At 71.6% G+C, this 19,036-nt stretch carries 13 protein-coding genes; 7 read left to right on the top strand and 6 right to left on the bottom strand.

Going from position 1 to position 19,036, the window contains the following annotated elements:
- The first annotated feature begins 7 nt into the window (after positions 1 to 7).
- Positions 8 to 1,381, top strand: a complete 1,374-nt coding sequence (locus OG594_RS37440; RefSeq protein WP_266606854.1) for a DUF1996 domain-containing protein — start codon at positions 8 to 10, stop codon at positions 1,379 to 1,381.
- A gap of 532 nt (positions 1,382 to 1,913) precedes the next feature.
- Here OG594_RS37440 and OG594_RS37435 read toward each other — a convergent pair.
- Complete coding sequence (locus OG594_RS37435; protein WP_266606853.1) at positions 1,914 to 3,245, bottom strand: CdaR family transcriptional regulator; 1,332 nt, start codon at positions 3,243 to 3,245, stop codon at positions 1,914 to 1,916.
- A gap of 454 nt (positions 3,246 to 3,699) precedes the next feature.
- Between OG594_RS37435 and OG594_RS37430 the strand changes: the two genes are divergently transcribed.
- The 5 genes from OG594_RS37430 (at position 3,700) to OG594_RS37410 (ending at position 9,743) form a co-directional block, all read left to right on the top strand.
- Positions 3,700 to 4,695 (top strand): hypothetical protein, encoded by a 996-nt coding sequence (locus tag OG594_RS37430; protein ID WP_266606852.1) that lies wholly within the window; start codon positions 3,700 to 3,702, stop codon positions 4,693 to 4,695.
- Positions 4,696 to 4,724: 29 nt separating this feature from the next.
- Complete coding sequence (locus OG594_RS37425) at positions 4,725 to 6,143, top strand: NADH-quinone oxidoreductase subunit NuoF family protein (protein WP_266606851.1); 1,419 nt, start codon at positions 4,725 to 4,727, stop codon at positions 6,141 to 6,143.
- Positions 6,144 to 6,270: 127 nt separating this feature from the next.
- Positions 6,271 to 7,290 carry an SCO0930 family lipoprotein gene (locus tag OG594_RS37420; protein WP_266606850.1) on the top strand — a complete coding sequence of 340 codons (1,020 nt, stop codon included), beginning with the start codon at positions 6,271 to 6,273 and terminating at the stop codon, positions 7,288 to 7,290.
- A gap of 102 nt (positions 7,291 to 7,392) precedes the next feature.
- Positions 7,393 to 7,974, top strand: a complete 582-nt coding sequence (locus OG594_RS37415; RefSeq protein ID WP_266606849.1) for a hypothetical protein — start codon at positions 7,393 to 7,395, stop codon at positions 7,972 to 7,974.
- A gap of 194 nt (positions 7,975 to 8,168) precedes the next feature.
- Positions 8,169 to 9,743, top strand: a complete 1,575-nt coding sequence (locus OG594_RS37410) for an alpha/beta hydrolase (RefSeq protein WP_266606848.1) — start codon at positions 8,169 to 8,171, stop codon at positions 9,741 to 9,743.
- A 103-nt stretch (positions 9,744 to 9,846) separates the two neighbouring features.
- Here OG594_RS37410 and OG594_RS37405 read toward each other — a convergent pair whose 3' ends face one another.
- The 4 genes from OG594_RS37405 to OG594_RS37390 all read right to left on the bottom strand — a co-directional run bounded on the left by OG594_RS37405 (position 9,847) and on the right by OG594_RS37390 (position 14,277).
- Positions 9,847 to 10,299, bottom strand: coding sequence for an SRPBCC family protein (locus OG594_RS37405; protein WP_266606847.1), 453 nt, complete (start codon positions 10,297 to 10,299; stop codon positions 9,847 to 9,849).
- 50 nt (positions 10,300 to 10,349) lie between these two features.
- Positions 10,350 to 11,642, bottom strand: coding sequence for an MFS transporter (locus OG594_RS37400; RefSeq protein WP_266608765.1), 1,293 nt, complete (start codon positions 11,640 to 11,642; stop codon positions 10,350 to 10,352).
- Positions 11,643 to 11,785: 143 nt separating this feature from the next.
- The gene (locus OG594_RS37395) at positions 11,786 to 12,199 is read right to left on the bottom strand and encodes a PaaI family thioesterase (protein WP_266606846.1); all 414 of its coding nucleotides are present in this window, start codon (positions 12,197 to 12,199) and stop codon (positions 11,786 to 11,788) included.
- Positions 12,200 to 12,252: 53 nt separating this feature from the next.
- On the bottom strand, positions 12,253 to 14,277 hold the full coding sequence (locus tag OG594_RS37390; RefSeq protein ID WP_266606845.1) for an NADPH-dependent 2,4-dienoyl-CoA reductase: 2,025 nt from the start codon (positions 14,275 to 14,277) through the stop codon (positions 12,253 to 12,255).
- A gap of 208 nt (positions 14,278 to 14,485) precedes the next feature.
- On the opposite strand from OG594_RS37390, the gene OG594_RS37385 reads away from it, so the two are divergent.
- The gene (locus OG594_RS37385) at positions 14,486 to 15,838 is read left to right on the top strand and encodes a hypothetical protein (RefSeq protein WP_266606844.1); all 1,353 of its coding nucleotides are present in this window, start codon (positions 14,486 to 14,488) and stop codon (positions 15,836 to 15,838) included.
- Between the two features lie 30 nt (positions 15,839 to 15,868).
- On the opposite strand, the gene OG594_RS37380 is transcribed toward OG594_RS37385, so the two are convergent.
- Positions 15,869 to 18,892 (bottom strand): glycoside hydrolase family 38 C-terminal domain-containing protein, encoded by a 3,024-nt coding sequence (locus OG594_RS37380; RefSeq protein WP_266606843.1) that lies wholly within the window; start codon positions 18,890 to 18,892, stop codon positions 15,869 to 15,871.
- Positions 18,893 to 19,036 lie beyond the last annotated feature (144 nt).

Genomic DNA, 19,036 nt, shown 5'->3' with positions numbered 1-19,036 from the left:
TGATCGCATGAGTAAAAAGGGCCACAAACGCTCACGCTTGTCGAACAAGGTCCTTGGCGTGATATCCGCGCTCGTACTCGGCGGTGGCGGCGTCGCCGTCGTCGCCGGGAACGCGTCCGCCGGCCAGGACAAGGCGGGGCAGACGTCCACCATCGATTGCCCCGACGTGGGTGAGAAGCTCACCGCGGTCCCCGAACAGGCCAAGCCCGAGGTCGACGCGAACCTCGCGAAGCTGGACGACCAGGTCGCCGACGCCTACAAGCAGCTCGCTGCCGGACAGGCGAAGAACGACGCCGCCCTCCTCGGCGACCTGAAGCAGAAGCGGGACAAGACCATCGCGGGCGTGGCCGACGCGATCGGCAAGGCCGGCCAACGCCCCAACGAGATCCAGGGTTTGGCCGCGTGCACGATGAAGCAGGCGGCCGCCGCGGATGACGGAGCGGCAGCGGCCGCGAGCAAGGGCGAACAGGGCGCGGCCGCCCAGGCCGCCGCGCAGAAGGGCGGCCCGGCGAAGAACGACTTCGTCAACATCACCAAGATCAAGCCGAACGTGAAGAATCCCGCGCAGGCCGGAAACGCCTCGAAGGGCTCCTTCACCTCGCAGTGCGGCCGCAACGAGAACGGCCACTTCAACCCCGACAACGTGATCGTCGCCCCCGGCGTCTCCAACGGCGCCCACCACATGCACGACTACGTGGGCAACCTGACCACCGACGCCTTCTCCACGAACAACAGCCTCGCAGCGTCCGGCACCACCTGCGGCAACGGGGACCAGTCCACGTACTACTGGCCCGTGCTGCGCCTCCGCGACGGCAAGGTGGAGAAGGACGCCAAGGCGCCCGGCGGCGGCCAGGACGGCAACGTCGGCACGATCCTCAAGCCGAAGCAGGTGTCGCTCACCTTCAAGGGCAGTCCGGTGGGCAAGGTCACGGCGATGCCCCGCTTCATGCGCGTCATCACCGGTGACGCCAAGGCCTTCACCAACGGCAACGGCAACGCCAACGCCTCCTGGAGCTGCACGGGATTCGAGAACCGTCAGCTGAAGGACAAGTACCCGGTCTGCCCGAAGGGCAGTGACGTGGTGCGCACCTTCAACTTCCAGAGCTGCTTTGACGGCAAGAACGTCGACAGCGCCAACCACCGCACGCACGTGGCCTTCGCGGACAAGAACGGCCGCTGCCCGAACGGCTTCAAGGCCATGCCGCAGCTGGTGATGCGCCTCACCTACGGGGTGGCACCGGGTGCCCGGTTCGCCGTGGACAGCTTCCCCGAGCAGCTCCACAAGCCGGCGACCGACCACGGCGACTTCATCAACGTGATGTCCAACGGCCTGATGAACAAGGCCGTCAACTGCATCAACAACGGGCAGAACTGCCGCTGACCCCCGCAGCGGGGGCTCCCCCCTCCACTCCCGGGCCGGACGCACCTCCTCTCCCCCAACCCCGGTGTCCGGCCCGGGACAGGTGTTGGTCCGAAGCCGACTTCGGGCCAACACCGCTCGTATATGTACGTCGCCGCCGCCGAGTCCCGGCGGCGGCGTACTGCGTTGTACGGGCGGCGCGGTGCACCGGCCGGCCCGGTGTCACACCGCAGGACACGGGCCCGGCCCGCCCTGCGGCCGTAGCGCAGGACAGCCCGGTGCCGGGCCGGCGGGCCGGCCCGGCACCCCGCCGAACTGCACCGCACTGCAGGACACGGCCCGGCCCGGCCCGGTGGTACGTACGCCGCACGAAAGCCCGGGCAGCTGGTGCACCGCTGGACGCACACCCCCACCCGATGAGCCCCACCCGACGAGCGCCGCCCGACGAGCGCCGCCCGACGTCACCATCACGACGACGTACGCAGGACGAGCTACGCACGAAACAGCCCGGCCCGGCCCCGTGAATACGGGACCGGGCCGGGCTGTTTCGGGTCTAGAGGCCGTTCACGCGGGCCATCCGACCGACGACCATGGGGGTGAAGTCTGCTTGGATCACGCGGGCGGCCCTGCGGCCGACCCGGGAGTGCTGACGCCGGACCTGGGCCATCAGTCGGCGGCTGCGCAGGGCCATCTCCAGTTCGAAGCGGGTACGGGGGTCCCGCAGGCCGGTCCCGAAGAGCTTCTCGAGCTGACGCATGCGGTACCGCACCGTCTGCGGGTGCACGCTCAGGGCCTTGGCGGCCTCGGGGGCCCCGCCGCCCTCCAGCCAGGCGAGCAGCGTCACCTCCAGCCGCTCGCTCTGGCGGGGGGTCAGGTCGGCCAGCGGGCGCAGCCACCGGGCGGCCAGCGCGTGGGCCAGGGGCTCGTCCTGAAGGAGCAACAGGGTCGAGAGGTGGTCGTCGACGAAGACGGGCCGGACCTCCAGGCCGGGGCGGGCGGGTGTCAGCGCGGCCAGGCGCAGCGCCCAGCGCAGCGAGGAGGCCGTGTCACGGAGCGGGACGGCGTGGCCCACGGCCGCGAACCGGCCGCGCAGCAGGTTTTCCAGCGGGGCGCGGTTGTCCGGCTCGGTGCTGGGGACGAGCAGGCACGGACGGCCCGCGAACATGCCGACGAGGGAGTGGTCCAGTACAGCCGCGAGTTGCTGGGTCTCGCCGGGGGTGGCTGGCACGATGGCCCGTACGGCGAGCGGGAGGGGCCAGCCGGCCGCCTCCGCGAGCTCGCTGAGGGACATGTCGGATGCGTCCCTGTCATCGGTGAGGGTCTTGAAGAGGTCGTGCCGCGCCCGGTCCATCCCGCGGACGCCTTCGTGCCGGGACTCGTGCCGGCTCGTGTGCCGGGCCTCGCGCAGTCCTTCGTTGCGTACTTCGCGGAGGCCTTCGCGACGGCCCTCGTTGCGCACCTCGTTGCGTACTTCTCGGAGGCCTTCGCGACGGCCCTCGTGCGTGACCTCGCACTCGGCCCGGGCCGCGGTCCCGACCCCGATCCGGTGCTCGATCCCGTGCTCGACCTTGCGGTCGAACTGGCTCTCGACCTCGATCTGGTTCTCGATCTCGTCCTCGCTCTCGACCTGTTCATCGTGCTCGTCCGGTGCTTGTTCCCGGTGCTGATCCTGGTAGCCGAGGACGGTGAGGAGAGCCTCTTCCACCCGCTGCCGGAACAACTCGTCATCGATGGCATCGTTGTCATCGATAAGTGCGGAAAATTCCGGAATTCCATGCAGAAGCTCCTCCACTATCTCGGCGGCCAGCGCAGGGAGTTCCCTGCGCAGGACGCGCGTCCACTCGCCACGCGGGCGGGACCAGATGCGGTTCAGAAGTTCACACATCGTTTTCCTCGTTCGTGCCGGGGTGAGGCTTGTCCAGGGAAGAGCGACAAACCCGCCGAGGTTGCTCCCCACGTCAACATCCTTGTCTGACGCGAGAGTTGCGGCCCTCGTACTCCCTCCTAGAGAGGTCCGACCACTTACGGTCCTGCGACTTTGCCGTTTTTTTGCCGTCGAGGACGCGTAGGTGGCGGGCGGCGCGGTGGCCTGTCGCAACCCCCGCTGGAGGGGAATCTTCCGGTGTTGTTCGATGCGCCGGAGACGCGGTGCGAGAAATTATCACGTTTCGATAAAACCTGTGGAGCTGCTGTGCAGCTCCACGATGCTGCTGCACTCCGGCCCCAAGTTCCCTCGGCCGGCGCGGAGTTTCACAGCGCTGCCGGGTACGACGACAACGACCCCCGGGTACCGAGCGCCAGGTGGAGTGCTCGGATGCCCAGGCGCACAGGAGACCTGGATGCCCCTGCCCCAGCCTCAAATGCCCAGTTCACACAGGGCCCGCCGCAAGAGCCGCCATGCCTCGGCTGCGGCTGCGGCCGCCGGACGGAGGGCCGTCCGGCGGCCCTCCCTCCTTCCCAAGGAAGGCAGGCTGAGCCCCGGCGTGCTCTGCGCCGTCGGCGCGGCCATCGTGCTCGTCATCGTGGCTGCTCGCGCGGGCGCCTTCAGCCAGCTATTTGCCTTCCTCGATTTCGGAGCGGGCGTGCTCTCGCTCGTCTCGCTCACCGCCACCGTCCTGTGGGGACTGGCCGCGACCGACCGGGCCGTCCTCGGTTCAGGACACCGGCTGCTCGCCCAGGGCGCGCACCGCGGCCTCGCCGTGTCAGGGCTCCTCTTCCTCGCCCTGCACATCTGGATCAAGGTCGCGGGACAGCGGACGACCGCGACTTCCGCGGCCGTGCCGTTCACGGATGCGACCCGGCCCGTTCTGGTCGGGCTCGGCAGTCTGGCCGGATACCTCTTCATTGCGGTGGCCATCTCCGGCGCGGTGCGCAGCGTGTTCAACACCAGGAGCGGCTCGGCGTGGTGGCGGGTCCTGCACTTCGGCGCCTATCCGGCCTGGGGCGCCTCACTGGTGCACGGCCTGAAGTCGGGCCGCGCGGCCGCCCCCTGGGTCACGTCCGCGTACGCGCTGGCCCTGCTCGGCATCGTGGGTGTGCTCGTGTTCCGGGTCAGGAGCCGGATGCGCGAAGCGGCCGTCTTCGTGCCGCCCACCCCCCAGCCCGTGGCGGAGGCGCCCGTCCAGGGCGGCGTGCCCCGACAGAGGCGCGGCTCGCGTCCTGCAGCGGCAGCCGTGACCGCGAACCAGGCCCAGCCGCCCCGGCCCGAGCGACCGGCCCTCAATGACCGACCGCCCCTGAGCAACGAACCCCCGCGCACCGCCGTTTACGCGCCGAGCCGCGCCCGCGCAGCCGCGGACGCCGAGACGCTCATCAGCCGGGACCAGTGGCTGTGAGCGGTGAGCCGCGCCCCAGCCTCGGCTGCGTGGGCGCTCCCCGGCTGCTGGCCGGGCTCGACCAGGCCGCGCGGCTCGACCGCGTGGCCCATCTGACGACACACGGCCAAATGCCCCGCTACCGGCCGGAGGAACTCGTCGACCTCGCCGAGAACATCGACCTCCGCGGGCGCGGCGGCGCGGGCTTCCCGTTCGCCAAGAAACTGCGCTCCGTGATGCGGTCGGCCCGCGCCGGGGACGGACAGACCGCCGTCGTCGTCAACGGCAGTGAGGGCGAGCCGAGTTGCCTCAAGGACACCGCGCTGCTGCTGCACACCCCCCATCTGGTGCTCGACGGGGCCCTGCTGGCCGCCGCCGCGCTGAACTCCGAGGACGTCGTGGTGGGCGTCACCCGAAGGGACGTGGAGCAGTCACTGCGGGAGGCCGTCGCGGAACGCGGCCCGGCAGGACGCCGGGTGCAGATCAAGCTGCTCCCCGAACGCTTCGTGACCGGCGAGAGCACGGCGCACGTGAACGGCCTCAACGGCGGGCCGACGCTGCCCTCCGGCCAGAAGGTGCGCACCAGCGACCGGGGCCTGAACGGCGTGCCCACCCTGTTCTCCAACACCGAGACGTTCGCCCAGCTGGCCGTCGCCGCCCGGCTCGGCGCGCTGGACTTCCGTGCGACCGGCCTGCCCAGCGAGCCGGGCACCATCATGCTGACGGTCGCGGGCAACACGGTCGTCGAGACGCCGAGCGGGGCCGCGCTCTCCTACATCCTGGAACTGTGCGGCACCGATCCGGGCCAGGGCGTCCTGGTCGGCGGCTTTCACGGCAAATGGCTCACTCCGGCGAACGCACGTGCGGCCGAGATATCACGCGAGTCCCTCGACCGGCTCGGCGCGCGGCTGGGGGCGGGGGCGGTGATGCCGCTGCCCATGGACACCTGCCCGGCCGGCGAAGTGGCACGCGTGACCCGTTGGCTGGCCAAGGAGTCGGCCGGCCAGTGCGGGCCCTGCGTACGCGGGCTGCCCGCCATCGCCGACGTACTGGACGAAGCCATCCGGGGCGGGGGCAAACCCGCCCTGGAGATGCTGGAGCTCCGGATGAAGGCGGTGCTCAAACGCGGCGCGTGCAGCCATCCGGACGGCACCTCGAACTTCGTCGCCTCGGCGCTCAAGACCTTCCCGGACGAGTTCCGCGACCACGCGCTCGGCAGCGGCTGCGGTAGACGGGTGCTGGGCGCCCTTCCGCTGTTCGAAGACGACGAGAGCCCGGAGCGGCTCCTGGTCGACTGGACCCTCTGCAGGGGCCACGGGCTGTGCGTGGACGTCCTGCCCGACGTGGTCCGCCTGGACCTGGACGGCTTCCCCGCGGAGGCGTCCATGGCCGTACCCCGCGCGCAGCGGCAGAAGGCGCTGCGCGCGGTGCGGCGCTGCCCGGCCCTCGCGCTGCGCATCCAGGACTGAACCAATGCCCCGGGTTCAATGTTGGCGCGATCTGACAAATTCCCCGGGATATTCGCTTCCACCGCTCCCGGCCCCGTATCAATTACCGGGGGCAAGGAAACGCGGAACCGAACCTGAAGGAGAGATCGTGAAGATAAAGCGTCGTGAGATATTCGCCGGGTCAGCGGTCGCGGTACTGATGATGACAACCGCTGCATGCGGAAGCTCCGACAATTACGGGGGGAAGGCACCTGCGGTCCAGCCGGTGGGTGACAGCAAACAGGTCGGAGCCGGAGCCGGCTCCGGTTACGGCGACCCCTACGGAAGCGGTTCGGGAGCGGCCCCGGCGGGTGCGGCCGGCAAGACCGGCTCGGCCGGACAGCTGAAGGTGAACGAGATCGCGGGCCTGGGCCCCGGGGTCACCGACAGCGAGGGCTTCACGCTCTACCGGTTCGACAAGGACACCCCGAAGCCGCCCAAGTCCAACTGCGAGGGGGACTGCGCCGCGGCCTGGCCCGCGGTGTCCGCCGACGACGCCTCGGTCAGCGCGGGAATCGACGCGGCGCTCCTCGGCTCCGTCGCCCGGGCCGACGGCACCAAGCAGCTCACGCTCGCCGGGTGGCCCGTGTACCGCTACTCCAAGGACGCCAAGGCGGGCGACGCGTTCGGCGAGGGGGTCGGCGGCACCTGGCACGTACTGGGCCCGGGCGGAAAGCCGGCCGGCGCCAGCAAGGGCGAGGGGGCCGGGGCGGAGAAGGAAGAGAAGGAAGAGAAGAAGGAAGAGAAGCCGGCCGCCGCGGCGAAGGGCGGCGAGCTCACCGCCGTACAGAACCCCCAGCTCGGAACCCTCGTCGAGGACGGGGAGGGCAAGACGCTCTACCGGTTCGACAAGGACAGCGCCTGGCCGATGAAGATCGGCTGCGTGGACGCCTGCACGGACACCTGGAAGCCGGCCAAGCCGGTCGACAAGGACAAGGTAAACGGAATCGCCCCTGAATTGATTGGAAAGGTGAAGCGGCCCGACGGTAGCGAGCAATTGACGATCGACTGCTGGCCTGTTTACACCTTCACCGGTGACAAGGAACCGGGCGACACCACCGGGCACAACAACAAGGGCCTCTGGTTCGCCATCACCGACAAGGGCAAGAAAGCGAAGGTCGTCGGCTAGCCCCTGTCGGCCACCCGCCGATCCGCCCCTGGAACGCGTGGTGCCCGGGTACCTCCCCGCCCGGGCGCCACGGACCCTCCCCGATCAGCCAGAGAGGTCACCATGCCGTCCACCGACTGCCGCACCCGCCGGATCCGGCGGATCCGCACGTCGCTCACGGCCGTCGCGGCGGTGTGCGTCACCGCGCTGCTGTGCGGGGGTTGTTCCTCGAAGGCGGCGGCCCAGCACACCTCGGCCGAGGCCCCGGCGACCGCGGCGGCGGCACCCGGGACCTCCCTCGAACAGATCGCCACGGCTATCGGCTGTACCGCCGAAGTGAACGTGGAGGTCGCGGAGTTGCGCCAAGGCGGGTGCCAGGCCGGTCAAGTCGTCTACCGCATGGTCACCTTCACCGCTGAGCAGGGACTTCGCTCCTGGCTGACCGAGGCCCAGATGTACGGCGGCCTCTACCTGGTCGGCGACCGATGGGTCGTCACCGCGCCGACCGAGGAAGCCCTGACCACTTTGCGCGGACGTCTCGGCGGCTCCCTGGAGACCGGTGACACGCACGGTGGCGCACACGGCGCGACGCCCGGCGCCTCGCCTGACGCGGCGCCCGGCGGGACGACCGGTGCTACACCCGGTGCGCAGCCCGGCGAAACACACGAAGGCGGACACGACGGCGGCCAGGGCGGCGGCCGCTGAGGCCGCTCCCGAACCGCGCACACGTCGGCCCCCGGTACACGACCAACCGGGGGCCGACTTCGGCGTGTCGGCCACGTGTCCTGTTGTCGGCTCGTTCGTGAGGAGCACACGGCACGACACTTCGGGGTGATTCGGCCGGGCGCCGGCTACAACAAGGTGGAGGCGTAAGAGACTTCACCGAAAGGATCGGCTCAGTGCGCCTGAAACGCTTCGCACCGCTGCTCGCCGCCGCCGGACTCGTCGCGACCACCGTTCCCCTGCTGTCCGCGACCCAGGCCTCCGCCGCCCCGGCCGCGGACCACCTTCGACAGAAACCCGCCTGGCACCGCTGCAGCCCCGAGCAGCCGGCCTCGTACGAATGCGCGACGCTCAAGGTCCCGCTCGACTACCGGCGTCCCGACGGGCGCACGATCGACCTCGCCATATCCCGGGTGAAGAGCGAGAACCCGGCCAAGCGGCACGGCGCCATGCTGCTGAACCCCGGTGGCCCGGGCGGTACGGGCCTCGACCTGCCGCTGCTGCTGGGCGAGGCGATGCCGAAGGACGTACGGGAGCGCTACGACCTCATCGGCTTCGACCCGCGCGGGGTGGGCGCCAGCAGCCCGATCACCTGCGGACTGACCGACACCGAGCAGGACTTCAACCGCGCCTACCGTCCGGAGACCTTCGGCTCCGACGTGACCTGGGCGCGCACCGTCGCCGACAAGTGCCGCGAGAAGGCCGGTTCGGTGCTTCCGTACATCACCACCCGCAACACGGCCCGGGACATGGACACGATCCGTGCGGCCCTCGGCGAGCGCAAGCTCTCCTACCTGGGCTACTCGTACGGGACCTACCTCGGCGCGGTGTACTCGCAGATGTTCCCGGACCGCACGGACCGCTTCGTGCTCGACAGCGGCGTGGACCCACAGCGGATCTGGCGCGGCATGATCCAGGTCTGGGCCACCGAGGCCGAGCCCGCCTTCGCGCGGTGGACGCAGTGGGCGGCGCAGCGGTCGGCGGAGTACGGGCTGGGCGACACCCCGAAGGCCGTGTCCGACACGTTTTGGGGACTGGTGGCGCGCGCCGACAAGGAGCCGTTCGAGTTCGAGGGCACGAAGGTCAACGGGGACATGATCCGCTCCTCGCGCGGGGTGTTCTTCTACCCGGCGCAGGCCACCCCGATGGTCGTGGCCCTGAAGGCCGCGGCCGAGGGCAAGCCGCTGCCCCGGGGCACGACCGCGACGGACCTCAAGCGGATGCTGGCCGGCGGCGCGGCGGCCGAGCCCGCCTCGGACAACGGCACCGCCGTGTTTTGGGCCGTGGCGTGCGGGGACACCGGCAGCTGGCCCCGCTACACCGAGCAGTACGAGCGGGACGCGGCGAGGGACAAGGCCAGGTACCCGCTGTACGGGGACTTCGCGTCCAACATCATGCCGTGCGCCTTCTGGGACCGGCCGGTCGAGGCGGCCACGCCGATGCACAAGAAGGCCAACGTGCTGACGGTGCAGAACGAGTGGGACTCCCAGACCCCGCTGGTGAGCGGCCAGGGCCTGCACAAGGCCCTCAAGGGCTCGCGGATGGTGCTGGCGGCGGGCGGTGAGGGCCACGGCGTGTACCTCTCCGACCCGACTTCCTGCGCCAACGACCTGGTGAACGCCTACCTGGTCACGGGCGAGCTGCCCGCCCAGGACGTGACGTGCCAGAACCCGCCGGCCGCTGCCGAGCGGCGCGGATCGGTGGCGCCCGCGAAGCCGCTGCCGTTCCCGTCCGCCCCCGGACGGTTCTGACACCGCCCGGAGCACCGCGCATCGACCTGCGGAACCTGACCGGGGCCTCGGCCCGGGGCGGGTTCCGCAGCCGGTTTCCCCTTCCCCGTCACCAGCCGATGGCCTAGGCGGGGAGGAACGCCTCCGCGGCCGCCTTGATGCGGCGGCCGAAGTCGGGGGCGTCCTTGCGGGCCGCGCCGGCCGCGAAGCCGACGAGCAGCTTGCCGAGGCCGTGGCCTTCGAGGGTGTTGAAGATGCGGACGCGGGTGCGGTCGCCGGGCAGGGATTCGAGGTCGTAGCCGCCCTCCGCCGTGATGAGGTTGCGGCTCTGCTCCGTCCAGCGGATCAGGTGCGGCGGTTCCAGACCGACGATGCGGAACTCGCGGTCGGTCTTCATCCCGGCGTCCTTGACCGTGCTCCGGAAGACCGTGTCGAGGGCCGTGGGGCCGTCCGGTGTCTTGGTGATCTCCTGGACGCGCGGGCTGAACTCGGGGTCGTGCCGCCCGTCGGCAAGATAGGCGAACACCGCCTCCACCGGTCGGTCGATCTCGACACTCGCCTCGAACTGTCCGGACATGTGGGCTCCTCGGTACGGCTACCTGTGGTCCACGATCGCAGACGGGCACGTTACGCGCGCGCCGACGGCCCCGCGGCCGGCTCCTGGTCCGGGGTGGCGGGCCCGGCCACGGCCGCGCCCGCGCGGCTGCCGCGCAGCGGGGTCAGCAGCCCGCCGCCGAGGATCAGCAGGCACAGCGCACCGCCCGCCAGGCTGACCGCAGGGACCCCGTGACGGGCGGCCAACAGGGTGAGCACGGCCGCGCCCACCGGGCCCGAGGCGTTGTGCACGGTCCAGAAGGCGGACGTGACCCGGCCGAGCAGGTGGTCCGGGGTCACCTCCTGACGCAGGGTCATGCTGCAGATGCCGCCCAGGGTCATCCCGAACATGACGACGGCGGCCAGCGCGGCGATCACCGGCACGCTGCGGCTGACGCCCGTCACCGTCACCCCGACGGCGATCATCCCGACCGAGGCGAGCCAGCAGGTGCCGAAGCCGAAGTACCGGCGCAGTCGCCCCGCGCTCAGGGCCGCGGCGACGGACCCGGCCCCACTGACGGCGATCACGTAGCCGAGGGTGGCCGCGTCCTGGCCGAGGTCGTGCTGGACCCGGTAGATCAGCAGGTCGGTGGCGCCCATGGTGACGAAGGTCAGCAGGGTGAGCCCTACGGTGAGCGGGCGCAGCAGCGGGTGGCTCCACAGGAAGCGGAAGCCGACCACGAACATCTCGCGGAACATCCCGGCCCCGGAATCGGTCTCCGACGTGCCCCGGGCCCGGTCCGCGCCGTCCCCGGCCGGGCGCGCGGTGAACCTGACCCACCCCAGGCTCGCGGCGGACACCAGGAAGGTCGCCCCGTCCAGGGCCAGTGCCCAGTCCGCGCCCGCTCCGGCCGTCAGGAAGCCGGCCACCACCGGCCCGAGCAGGCTCCCGAGGGCGAAGGTGCCCATCAGCCGTCCGTTGGCGGCCGTGAGGTCCTGCGTGCGCACCAGGTTGGGGATGGCCGTCACGTACGCGACGTCGAAGAGCGTCCTCAGTACGGCGGCGAGTGCGGTCAGCACGTACAACAGCCAGATCTGCGGCCCGGCGACCCACCAGACGAGCGGTACCGCGCCGAACAGCACGGCCCGCACCAGATCACAGACGATCATGAGCCTGCGGCGGTCCACGCGGTCCACCACGTACCCGGCGAAGATCCCCGTGCCGATGGCGGTGGTGGCGGAGACGACCGTGACCAGGCCCATCTGAACGATGGATCCGGTGGCGTCGAGGACGAGCAGCGGAAGCGCGAGCATCGAGACGGACCCGCCGAGCACGGACAGCGCCTGGCCGAGCCAGAAGACGGTGAAGTCCTTGTTCCGCCGCAGCGGCGGCAGCGCATCGTAGGTTTTGGATTCCGCTGCGATGGTCCCGCTCCCCCGTGCCCGTCGGCCGCCTTCATGGTCGGCCGATGGGGCGAGCGTAGGCGGGCCGGTCCGCCGCCCGCCAACGCGTTTTCGCCCCGACTCCCCTATCCGAGCAGGGCGTACACCGTGGAGGCCGTGGCCGCCGGGTCCTCGGCGCCCTCCGGGGTCAAGGTGATGTCGGCGAAGGCCATCCGCTTGCCGAGCTTGGTCACCCGTACGTGGATCAGCACGTCGGCCCCGACCACCGGCCGCTGGAAGCTGGTGGACTGCTGGACGGTGGTCATCGGCCCGTAGGTGCCGCGGGCGGCGGAGATCGCGATGACGGTGGCCGTGTCGGCGGCCGCCATCATGGCCTGGCCCGAGAGGCCGCCGCCGTCCCGGGCCAGCTCGTCCGACCAGGGCAGGCGCAGCACGGCGTGCCGCTCGCCGGTCTCCTGGACGGTCAGTCCGAGGGCGAGCACCCAGGGGGCGAAGTGGTCGGAAAGGATCTTGTCTGCGTCTGCCGGTGAGATCGTCACCGGGAGATTGTGGCGGCCCGGCCGGACCGCCACAATCCCCTGTCGGATTCGGGTCAGAGGCCGGCGGCCAGTTCCGTGCCCTGTCGGATGGCCCGCTTGGCGTCGAGCTCGGCCGCCACGTCGGCGCCGCCGATCAGGTGGGCCTCGACACCTGCCGCGCGCAGGGCCTCGTACAGGTCGCGGCGCGGCTCCTGGCCCGTGCACAGGACCACCGTGTCGGCGGGCACGAGGTGCTGTTCGCCGCCGACGGTGATGTGCAGGCCCTGGTCGTCGATGCGGTCGTACGTGGCCCCCGCGACCGAGACGACGCCCCGGTGCTTGAGCTCCGCGCGGTGGATCCACCCGGTGGTGGTGCCCAGCCCCGCACCGACCTTGGTGGCCTTGCGCTGGAGGAGGTGGACCTGACGCGGCGTCGCGGGGCGCTCGGGGGCGGTGAGCCCGCCGGGGCCGGCGTACGTGGTGTCCACGCCCCAGTGGCGGAAGTAGACGTCGGGGTCCTGGGCGGCGCCCTCGCCGCTGTCGGTGAGGAACTCGGCGACGTCGAAGCCGATGCCGCCGGCGCCGACGACGGCGACGCGCTCGCCGACGGGTGCTCCGTCCCGCAGCACGTCGAGGTAGCTGACGACGCTGGCGTGGTCGACGCCCTCGATGTCGGGGGTGCGCGGGGTGACGCCGGTGGCGACGACGACCTCGTCGTAGCCCTGGAGGGTCTCCACGTCGGCGCGGGTGTTCAGGCGGACCTCGACGCCGGACTCCACGAGCTGGGTGCCGAAGTAGCGGATGGTCTCCTCGAACTCCTCCTTGCCCGGGATGCGGCGGGCGACGTCAAGCTGGCCGCCGATGTGGCCGGAGGCCTCGAAGAGGGTGACGGCGTGGCCGCGGCCGGCGGCGGAGACCGAGCAGGCGAGGCCGGCGGGACCGGCGCCGACGACGGCGACGCGCTTCTTGGTCCGCGTCGGGGACAGCACGAGCTCGGTCTCGTGGCAGGCGCGCGGGTTGACCAGGCAGCTGGTGATCTTGCCGCTGAAGGTGTGGTCGAGGCACGCCTGGTTGCAGCCGATGCAGGTGTTGATGGTCTCGGAGCGGCCGGCCGCGGCCTTGGCGACGAAGTCGGCGTCGGCCAGGAAGGGGCGGGCCAGGGAGACCAGGTCGGCGCGGCCGTCGGCGAGCAGCTCCTCGGCGATCTCCGGGGTGTTGATGCGGTTGCTCGTGACGAGGGGGACGCTCACCGCGCCCATCAGCCGCTTGGTGACCCAGGTGTAGGCGCCGCGCGGGACGGAGGTGGCGATGGTGGGGATGCGGGCCTCGTGCCAGCCGATGCCCGTGTTGATGATGGTGGCGCCGGCCGCCTCGATCTCCTTGGCGAGGTGGACGACCTCGTCGAGGGTGGAGCCGCCGGGGATCAGGTCGAGCATGGAGAGGCGGTAGATGAGGATGAAGTCCTCGCCGACGGCCGCGCGGGTGCGCCGGACGATCTCCAGCGGGAAGCGGACGCGGTTCTCGTACGCGCCGCCCCAGCGGTCGGTGCGCTTGTTGGTGGCGGCGGCGATGAACTCGTTGACCAGGTAGCCCTCGGAGCCCATGATCTCGACGCCGTCGTAACCCGCGAGCTTGGCGAGGCGGGCGGCGCGGACGAAGTCCTCGACGGTGCGCTCGACCTCGACGTCGGTGAGCTCGTTCGGGACGAAGGGGCTGATGGGGGCCTGGATGGCGCTGGGGGCGACCAGGTCCTTGTGGTAGGCGTAGCGGCCGAAGTGGAGGATCTGCATCGCGATCTTCCCGCCCTCGGCGTGCACGGCCTCGGTGATCACCCGGTGCTCGGCGGCCTCGTCCTCGGTGGTGAGGCGCGAGCCCCCCTCGAAGGGGCGGCCGGCGTCGTTCGGCGAGATGCCGCCGGTGACGATCAGGCCGGCGCCGCCGCGGGCGCGCTCGGCGTAGAAGGCGGCGAGCCGCTCGAAGCCGCCCTCGTGCTCTTCGAGGCCGGTGTGCATCGACCCCATGATCACGCGGTTCGGCAGGGTGGTGAAACCGAGGTCCAGGGGGCTCAGCAGGTGCGGGTACCGGCTCTGGGAACTCATGAGGGGCGCCTCCTCGCGCGGGGGTGATGAACCTGTTCTAGCGAGGGGAGGCAGGTTTTGCAACTAAGTGCATAACCAGGTGCCCGGGTCGCGCCCCACCACCCCGGGGCCCACTGGGCCGACCCTCCCCCACCTGTGGCGGAGCTCACGCCGCCGGCGCGAACCGGGCCGCGCCCGGCGGGCGGCCGGGGCCGGTAGCGTCGGCCGGATGATCGAACACCGCTCCTTGATCGTGAACGGCCTCGCCCTGGAGTACGAGGTGTCGGGCCCCGAGGACGGCGACCCCGTGGTGCTGCTGCCCGCGCAGGGCGACTGGGCCCCGCTGCGCGACGCGCTCGCGCGCAAGCGTCGCGTGTACGTCCCGGACATGAGCAGCCGCGGCGGGGAGAAGACGGCGTACCCGTCCTCGGAGCGGACGTGCGAGAAGCTGCTCGCCTTCCTGGACGCCCTCGGCCTCGAGCGGGTGGACCTTGCCGGCCGCGCGACGGGCGGGGAGGCGGCCTACTTCGTCGCACAGGCCCAGCCCTGGCGGGTGGCCCGGCTGGTCCTGGAGGAGGTCGCGGTCATCCCCCGCCGCAGCCGGCAGATGCGGCCCGAAACCGTGGACACGGACTGCTTCCTGGCCCCGGAGGAGCGGCTCCGGCCCACGCCCGACGAGTGGGACGCGTTCCGCCGGATCACCGCACCGACCCTGGTACTGGCCGGCGGCCCCACGAGCCACGTCCTGCAGGAACGCCTCGCGGCACTGGCCGGCCGGATACCCGACGCGCGGCTGACCACGATCCCCGTGGGGCACCTCGTCCACGCGGCCGCGCCGCAGGAGTTCGTCCGGGCGGTCGTGGAGTTCCTCGACTGTCCGCCCGACGGCGAATCGGCCGAACTCTGGCTGGCCGAACGCGGCGTGGTCCGGACCGGCGAGGACTCCTGGACGGACGGGGAGTCCGAAGGGGGCCGGCTCACCTCGAGCGGGGTCGCCCACCAGTGGGCCGCGGCGGCCGTCGGGGACGACTCCCTCGGCACGGAGCGCCGGCTGCGGCTCGGCTTCGGCCTCGTGGACCTCCTCGACGAGTACTGGGTGACCGTCGAGATCGGCTTCGCCGTCCAGGGCGCCTCGGATCCGGACACGGCCTGCGCGCTCTGGAACGGCTACCGCACCCGGCTGGCTGCCCCGGCTGACTGCGAAGCGATCGTCTACTCCCTCTGGGTCGACTGGTTCGAGGACCGCGACACCGCGGAGACGGCCTTCACCGAGGTCCTCGGCAGGGACATCACGCAGCTGTGGCCGGACGCCCCGGAGCCCCTGCTGCGCCGCGGCCGGCGCGTGCTGGAAGCCTCCGGGCCGGTGCCCTGGCAGGTCAAGGCGCCGGTCTACCGGGCGGCGACCCGGGTGCCGGCCCTGCACGAGGCAGTCTTCCGGGGCATCCTGCACAGCCACCACGACGTGTACGGCGACCTCGATCCCGTCCGGGCACTCGCCGTCCTCGATCTACTGGACCTCCCGGAGGACACCGAGCACCTGGCCGAGCTGCGGAGCGCACTGGAGAGCGGACCCCGACCCTGACGGCCGGGCCGGGGACCACGGCCGCGACGGTCAGGCGCGGTGCAGGCGGACCGTGACGATCTGGAACGGGCGCAGGGTGAGCGGGATGCGGCCCTCCGGGGTGGGGACGCCCACCGCCGACCCCGCGAGCGGACGTTCGAGCAGGTCGCTCTCCACCGCGTCCGTGATCGGGAAGCCCGCCGTGAGGGTGGCCCGGGCGCGACCGCCACGGGACTCGTAGAGGCGGACGACCACATCACCGCTGCGGTCCTCGGCCAGCTTGACCGCCTCGACCACCACCGCGTCCTCGTCGACGGCGACCAGCGGGGCGACCGGTCCCGCGCCGCAGACCACCCGCTCGGGCAGGTTCAGCGCGTGGCCCTCGCGGACCGCGTCCCCGATCCCGGCGCCGGGCGCGAGCGAGAAGCCCAGGGTGTGGGAGCCCTGGTCGGTCTCCGGGTCGGGGTAGCGCGGGGCGCGCAGCAGGGAGAGCCGGACCGTGGTGGTCTGGCCGCCGTCGGCCCGTACGTCCCGGGTCACGTCGTGCCCGTACGTGGAATCGTTGAGCAGCGCCACTCCCCAGCCGGGCTCCTCCGCGTGGATCCAACGGTGGGCGCAGATCTCGAACTTGGCCGCCTCCCAAGAAGTGTTGGTGTGGGTGGCCCGGTACACGTGCCCGAACTGGGTCTCGGATGCGGTCCGTTCGGCCTTCACGTCCAGCGGGAAGGCGGCCTTGAGGAACTTCTCCGTCTCGTGCCAGTCCACCTCCGTCACGAGGTCGACCGTCTTGGCCCCGGCCCGCAGGGTGATCTGCTGGACCGCCCCCGACCGGCCGAAGGAGCGGGTCACGCGTACGGTCGCCGACCGCGGGCCGCTCCCGGTGACCTCCAGCCGGTCCAGCTCCACGAGGTCGGTGACCCGGTTGCGGTAGAACGCGTCGATGTCCCAGGCGTCCCACATGTTCGGGAAGTCGGGGTGGATCTGGAGCAGGTTCGCCGCCGTGCCCGGGGCGACCGTCTCCCGGCGCGCCTCGAGGTCGTAGACGGAGACGATCAGGCCACGGCCGTCGATCTCCACCAGCAGCCGGCCGTTGGCCAGGATGTGCCCGCCGCCGTGCCGTTCCTCCACCGTGACCGGCTCCCCCGCCTCGGTCGGGCGGCCGGCCCCACCGGCCGGAACCCCACGGCGGGTGTGCGGGGCGCAGTTGAAGACGAGCTGCTCGGCGCCCTGACCGGCCAACGCCTGTTGGGCGGCGAGGGTGATCCCCTGGAGCTCCTCGCGCACCGCCGCGTACGTCTCGCGCGCCTCGCGGTGCACCCAGGCGATGGACGAGCCCGGCAGGATGTCGTGGAACTGGTGGAGCAGCACCGTCTTCCAGATCCGCTCCAGGTCCTCGTACGGGTACGCGTACCCCGCGACCCGCACCGCGGCCGTCGCCGTCCACAGCTCGGCCTCGCGCAGCAGGGACTCGCTGCGCCGGTTGCCCTGCTTGGTCTTGGCCTGGGAGGTGTAGGTGCCTCGGTGCAGCTCCAGATAGAGCTCACCGGCCCAGACGGGCGCGTCCTCGTACTCGGCGCGGGCCCGCTCGAAGAAAGCGTCCGGGCGCTCGATCCGGACCCTCGGGGAGCCTTCGAGGTCCCGTTGGCGGCGGGCACGGGCGAGGTGTTCGCGGGTGGGGCCGCCACCGCCGTCGCCCCAACCGAAGGGGACGAGCGAGCGCGAACCGTGGCCCTTCTCCCGGTAGTTGCGAGCGGCGTGGGCCAGTTGGGCGCCGCCGAGGTCGCTGTTGTAGGTGTCGACGGGCGGGAAGTGGGTGAAGACGCGGGTGCCGTCGATGCCCTCCCACCAGAAGGTGTGGTGCGGGAACCGGTTGACCTGGGACCAAGAGATCTTCTGGGTCAGGAACCACTGGGAGCCGGAGAGCCTCACGATCTGCGGCATCGCGGCGGTGTAGCCGAAGGAGTCGGGGAGCCAGACGTTCTGCGTCTCGATGCCGAACTCGTCGAGGAAGAACTTCTTGCCGTAGAGGAACTGGCGGGCCATGGCCTCGCCGCCGACCATGTTGGTGTCGGACTCCACCCACATGCCGCCGACCGGTACGAACTGCCCGTCCGCGATCTTCTTCTTGACCCGCTCGAAGAGCTCGGGCCGGTACGTCTTGATCCAGTCGAGCTGCTGCGCCTGCGACATCGCGAAGACGAACTCGGGGTGCTGGTCCATCAGGTTGACCATGTTGGAGGCCGTGCGCGCGACCTTGCGGACGGTCTCGCGCAGCGGCCACAGCCACGCGGAGTCGATGTGGGCGTGACCGACCGCGCTGATCCGGTGCGCGGAGGCGTTGGCCGGGGCGGCGAGCACCCGGGCCAGGCATCCGCGGGCGGCGGCGGCCGTGCCGGGCACGTCGCCGAGGTCGAGGGCGTCCAGCGCCGCGCCGAGGGCCCGCAGGACCTCGTGCCGGCGGGCGTCCGCGGTGTCGAGCTGCGTCATCAGGTCGTAGAGCACCTCCAGGTCCTGGACCAGTTCCCAGACCTCCGTCTCGAAGACGGTGAGCTCCATCCGGGCGAGCCGGTACAGGGGCTGGTCGCCGCTGGTCGGCAGGTCCCCCTCGTATGTGGCCGCGTGGTCGACCAGGACCGGGTTGGAGGCGGCCTCGACGTACCACTCGACGTGCTCGCCGCCCTCGGCCCGGTCGGCCACGCGCACCCAGTCGTTGTACGGGTTGAGGGCCTTGACCTCGCCGCCGTCGGCCCGGTGGACCAGGCCCTCGCACTGGAACCCGGGCATCATCCGGTCGAAGCCGAGGTCGAGGACGGCTTCCACGGTGCGGCCGGCCCAGTCCGCGGGGACCGTACCGGTGACCTTGAACCAGGTGGTGCCCCAGGCCGGACCCCACGGGTCGCCGATCGCGCAGGGCTCGTAGTGCGCCGCGAGTCCTTCGGCGACGGGGACGGGCTCGCCGGGGGCCTCCCAGCGCTCGACGGTCAGCGGGACCGCGCGGGAGCGGACGGCGGGCTTGACGCGCTCCTTGAGGACCCGGCGGAGGCGGTGTTCGGTGATGCTGCGGTCGTCATGCATGACTGCTGCTCCAGGGAGGGTTGGGTCGGTACGGACGTGTCGGTACGGACGGCGAGCGGGCCGGCTCGGGGCGGGGCGGGCGTGGCGGGCGGGCGGGGCAGGACGTGGCGTGGCGGGCGGGGCGTGGCGGGCGGGGCGTAGCGG

Origin of the sequence: Streptomyces sp. NBC_01214 (genome assembly GCF_026340975.1) — a bacterium.
In the GTDB taxonomy this organism is placed as follows: Bacteria; Actinomycetota; Actinomycetes; order Streptomycetales; family Streptomycetaceae; genus Streptomyces.
The sequence above is the reverse complement of the archived record's forward strand: the minus strand, read 5'-3'. Positions and strand labels throughout refer to the sequence as shown.

What these genes read in the sequence shown, in the direction of transcription:
- OG594_RS37440 (WP_266606854.1), top strand. Translation starts at nt 8, where the DNA reads ATGAGTAAAAAGGGCCACAAACGCTCACGCTTGTCGAACAAGGTCCTT.
- OG594_RS37435 (WP_266606853.1), bottom strand. Translation starts at nt 3,245, where the DNA reads ATGTGTGAACTTCTGAACCGCATCTGGTCCCGCCCGCGTGGCGAGTGG.
- OG594_RS37430 (WP_266606852.1), top strand. Translation starts at nt 3,700, where the DNA reads ATGCCCCTGCCCCAGCCTCAAATGCCCAGTTCACACAGGGCCCGCCGC.
- OG594_RS37415 (WP_266606849.1), top strand. Translation starts at nt 7,393, where the DNA reads ATGCCGTCCACCGACTGCCGCACCCGCCGGATCCGGCGGATCCGCACG.
- OG594_RS37405 (WP_266606847.1), bottom strand. Translation starts at nt 10,299, where the DNA reads ATGTCCGGACAGTTCGAGGCGAGTGTCGAGATCGACCGACCGGTGGAG.
- OG594_RS37390 (WP_266606845.1), bottom strand. Translation starts at nt 14,277, where the DNA reads ATGAGTTCCCAGAGCCGGTACCCGCACCTGCTGAGCCCCCTGGACCTC.
- OG594_RS37385 (WP_266606844.1), top strand. Translation starts at nt 14,486, where the DNA reads ATGATCGAACACCGCTCCTTGATCGTGAACGGCCTCGCCCTGGAGTAC.
- OG594_RS37380 (WP_266606843.1), bottom strand. Translation starts at nt 18,892, where the DNA reads ATGCATGACGACCGCAGCATCACCGAACACCGCCTCCGCCGGGTCCTC.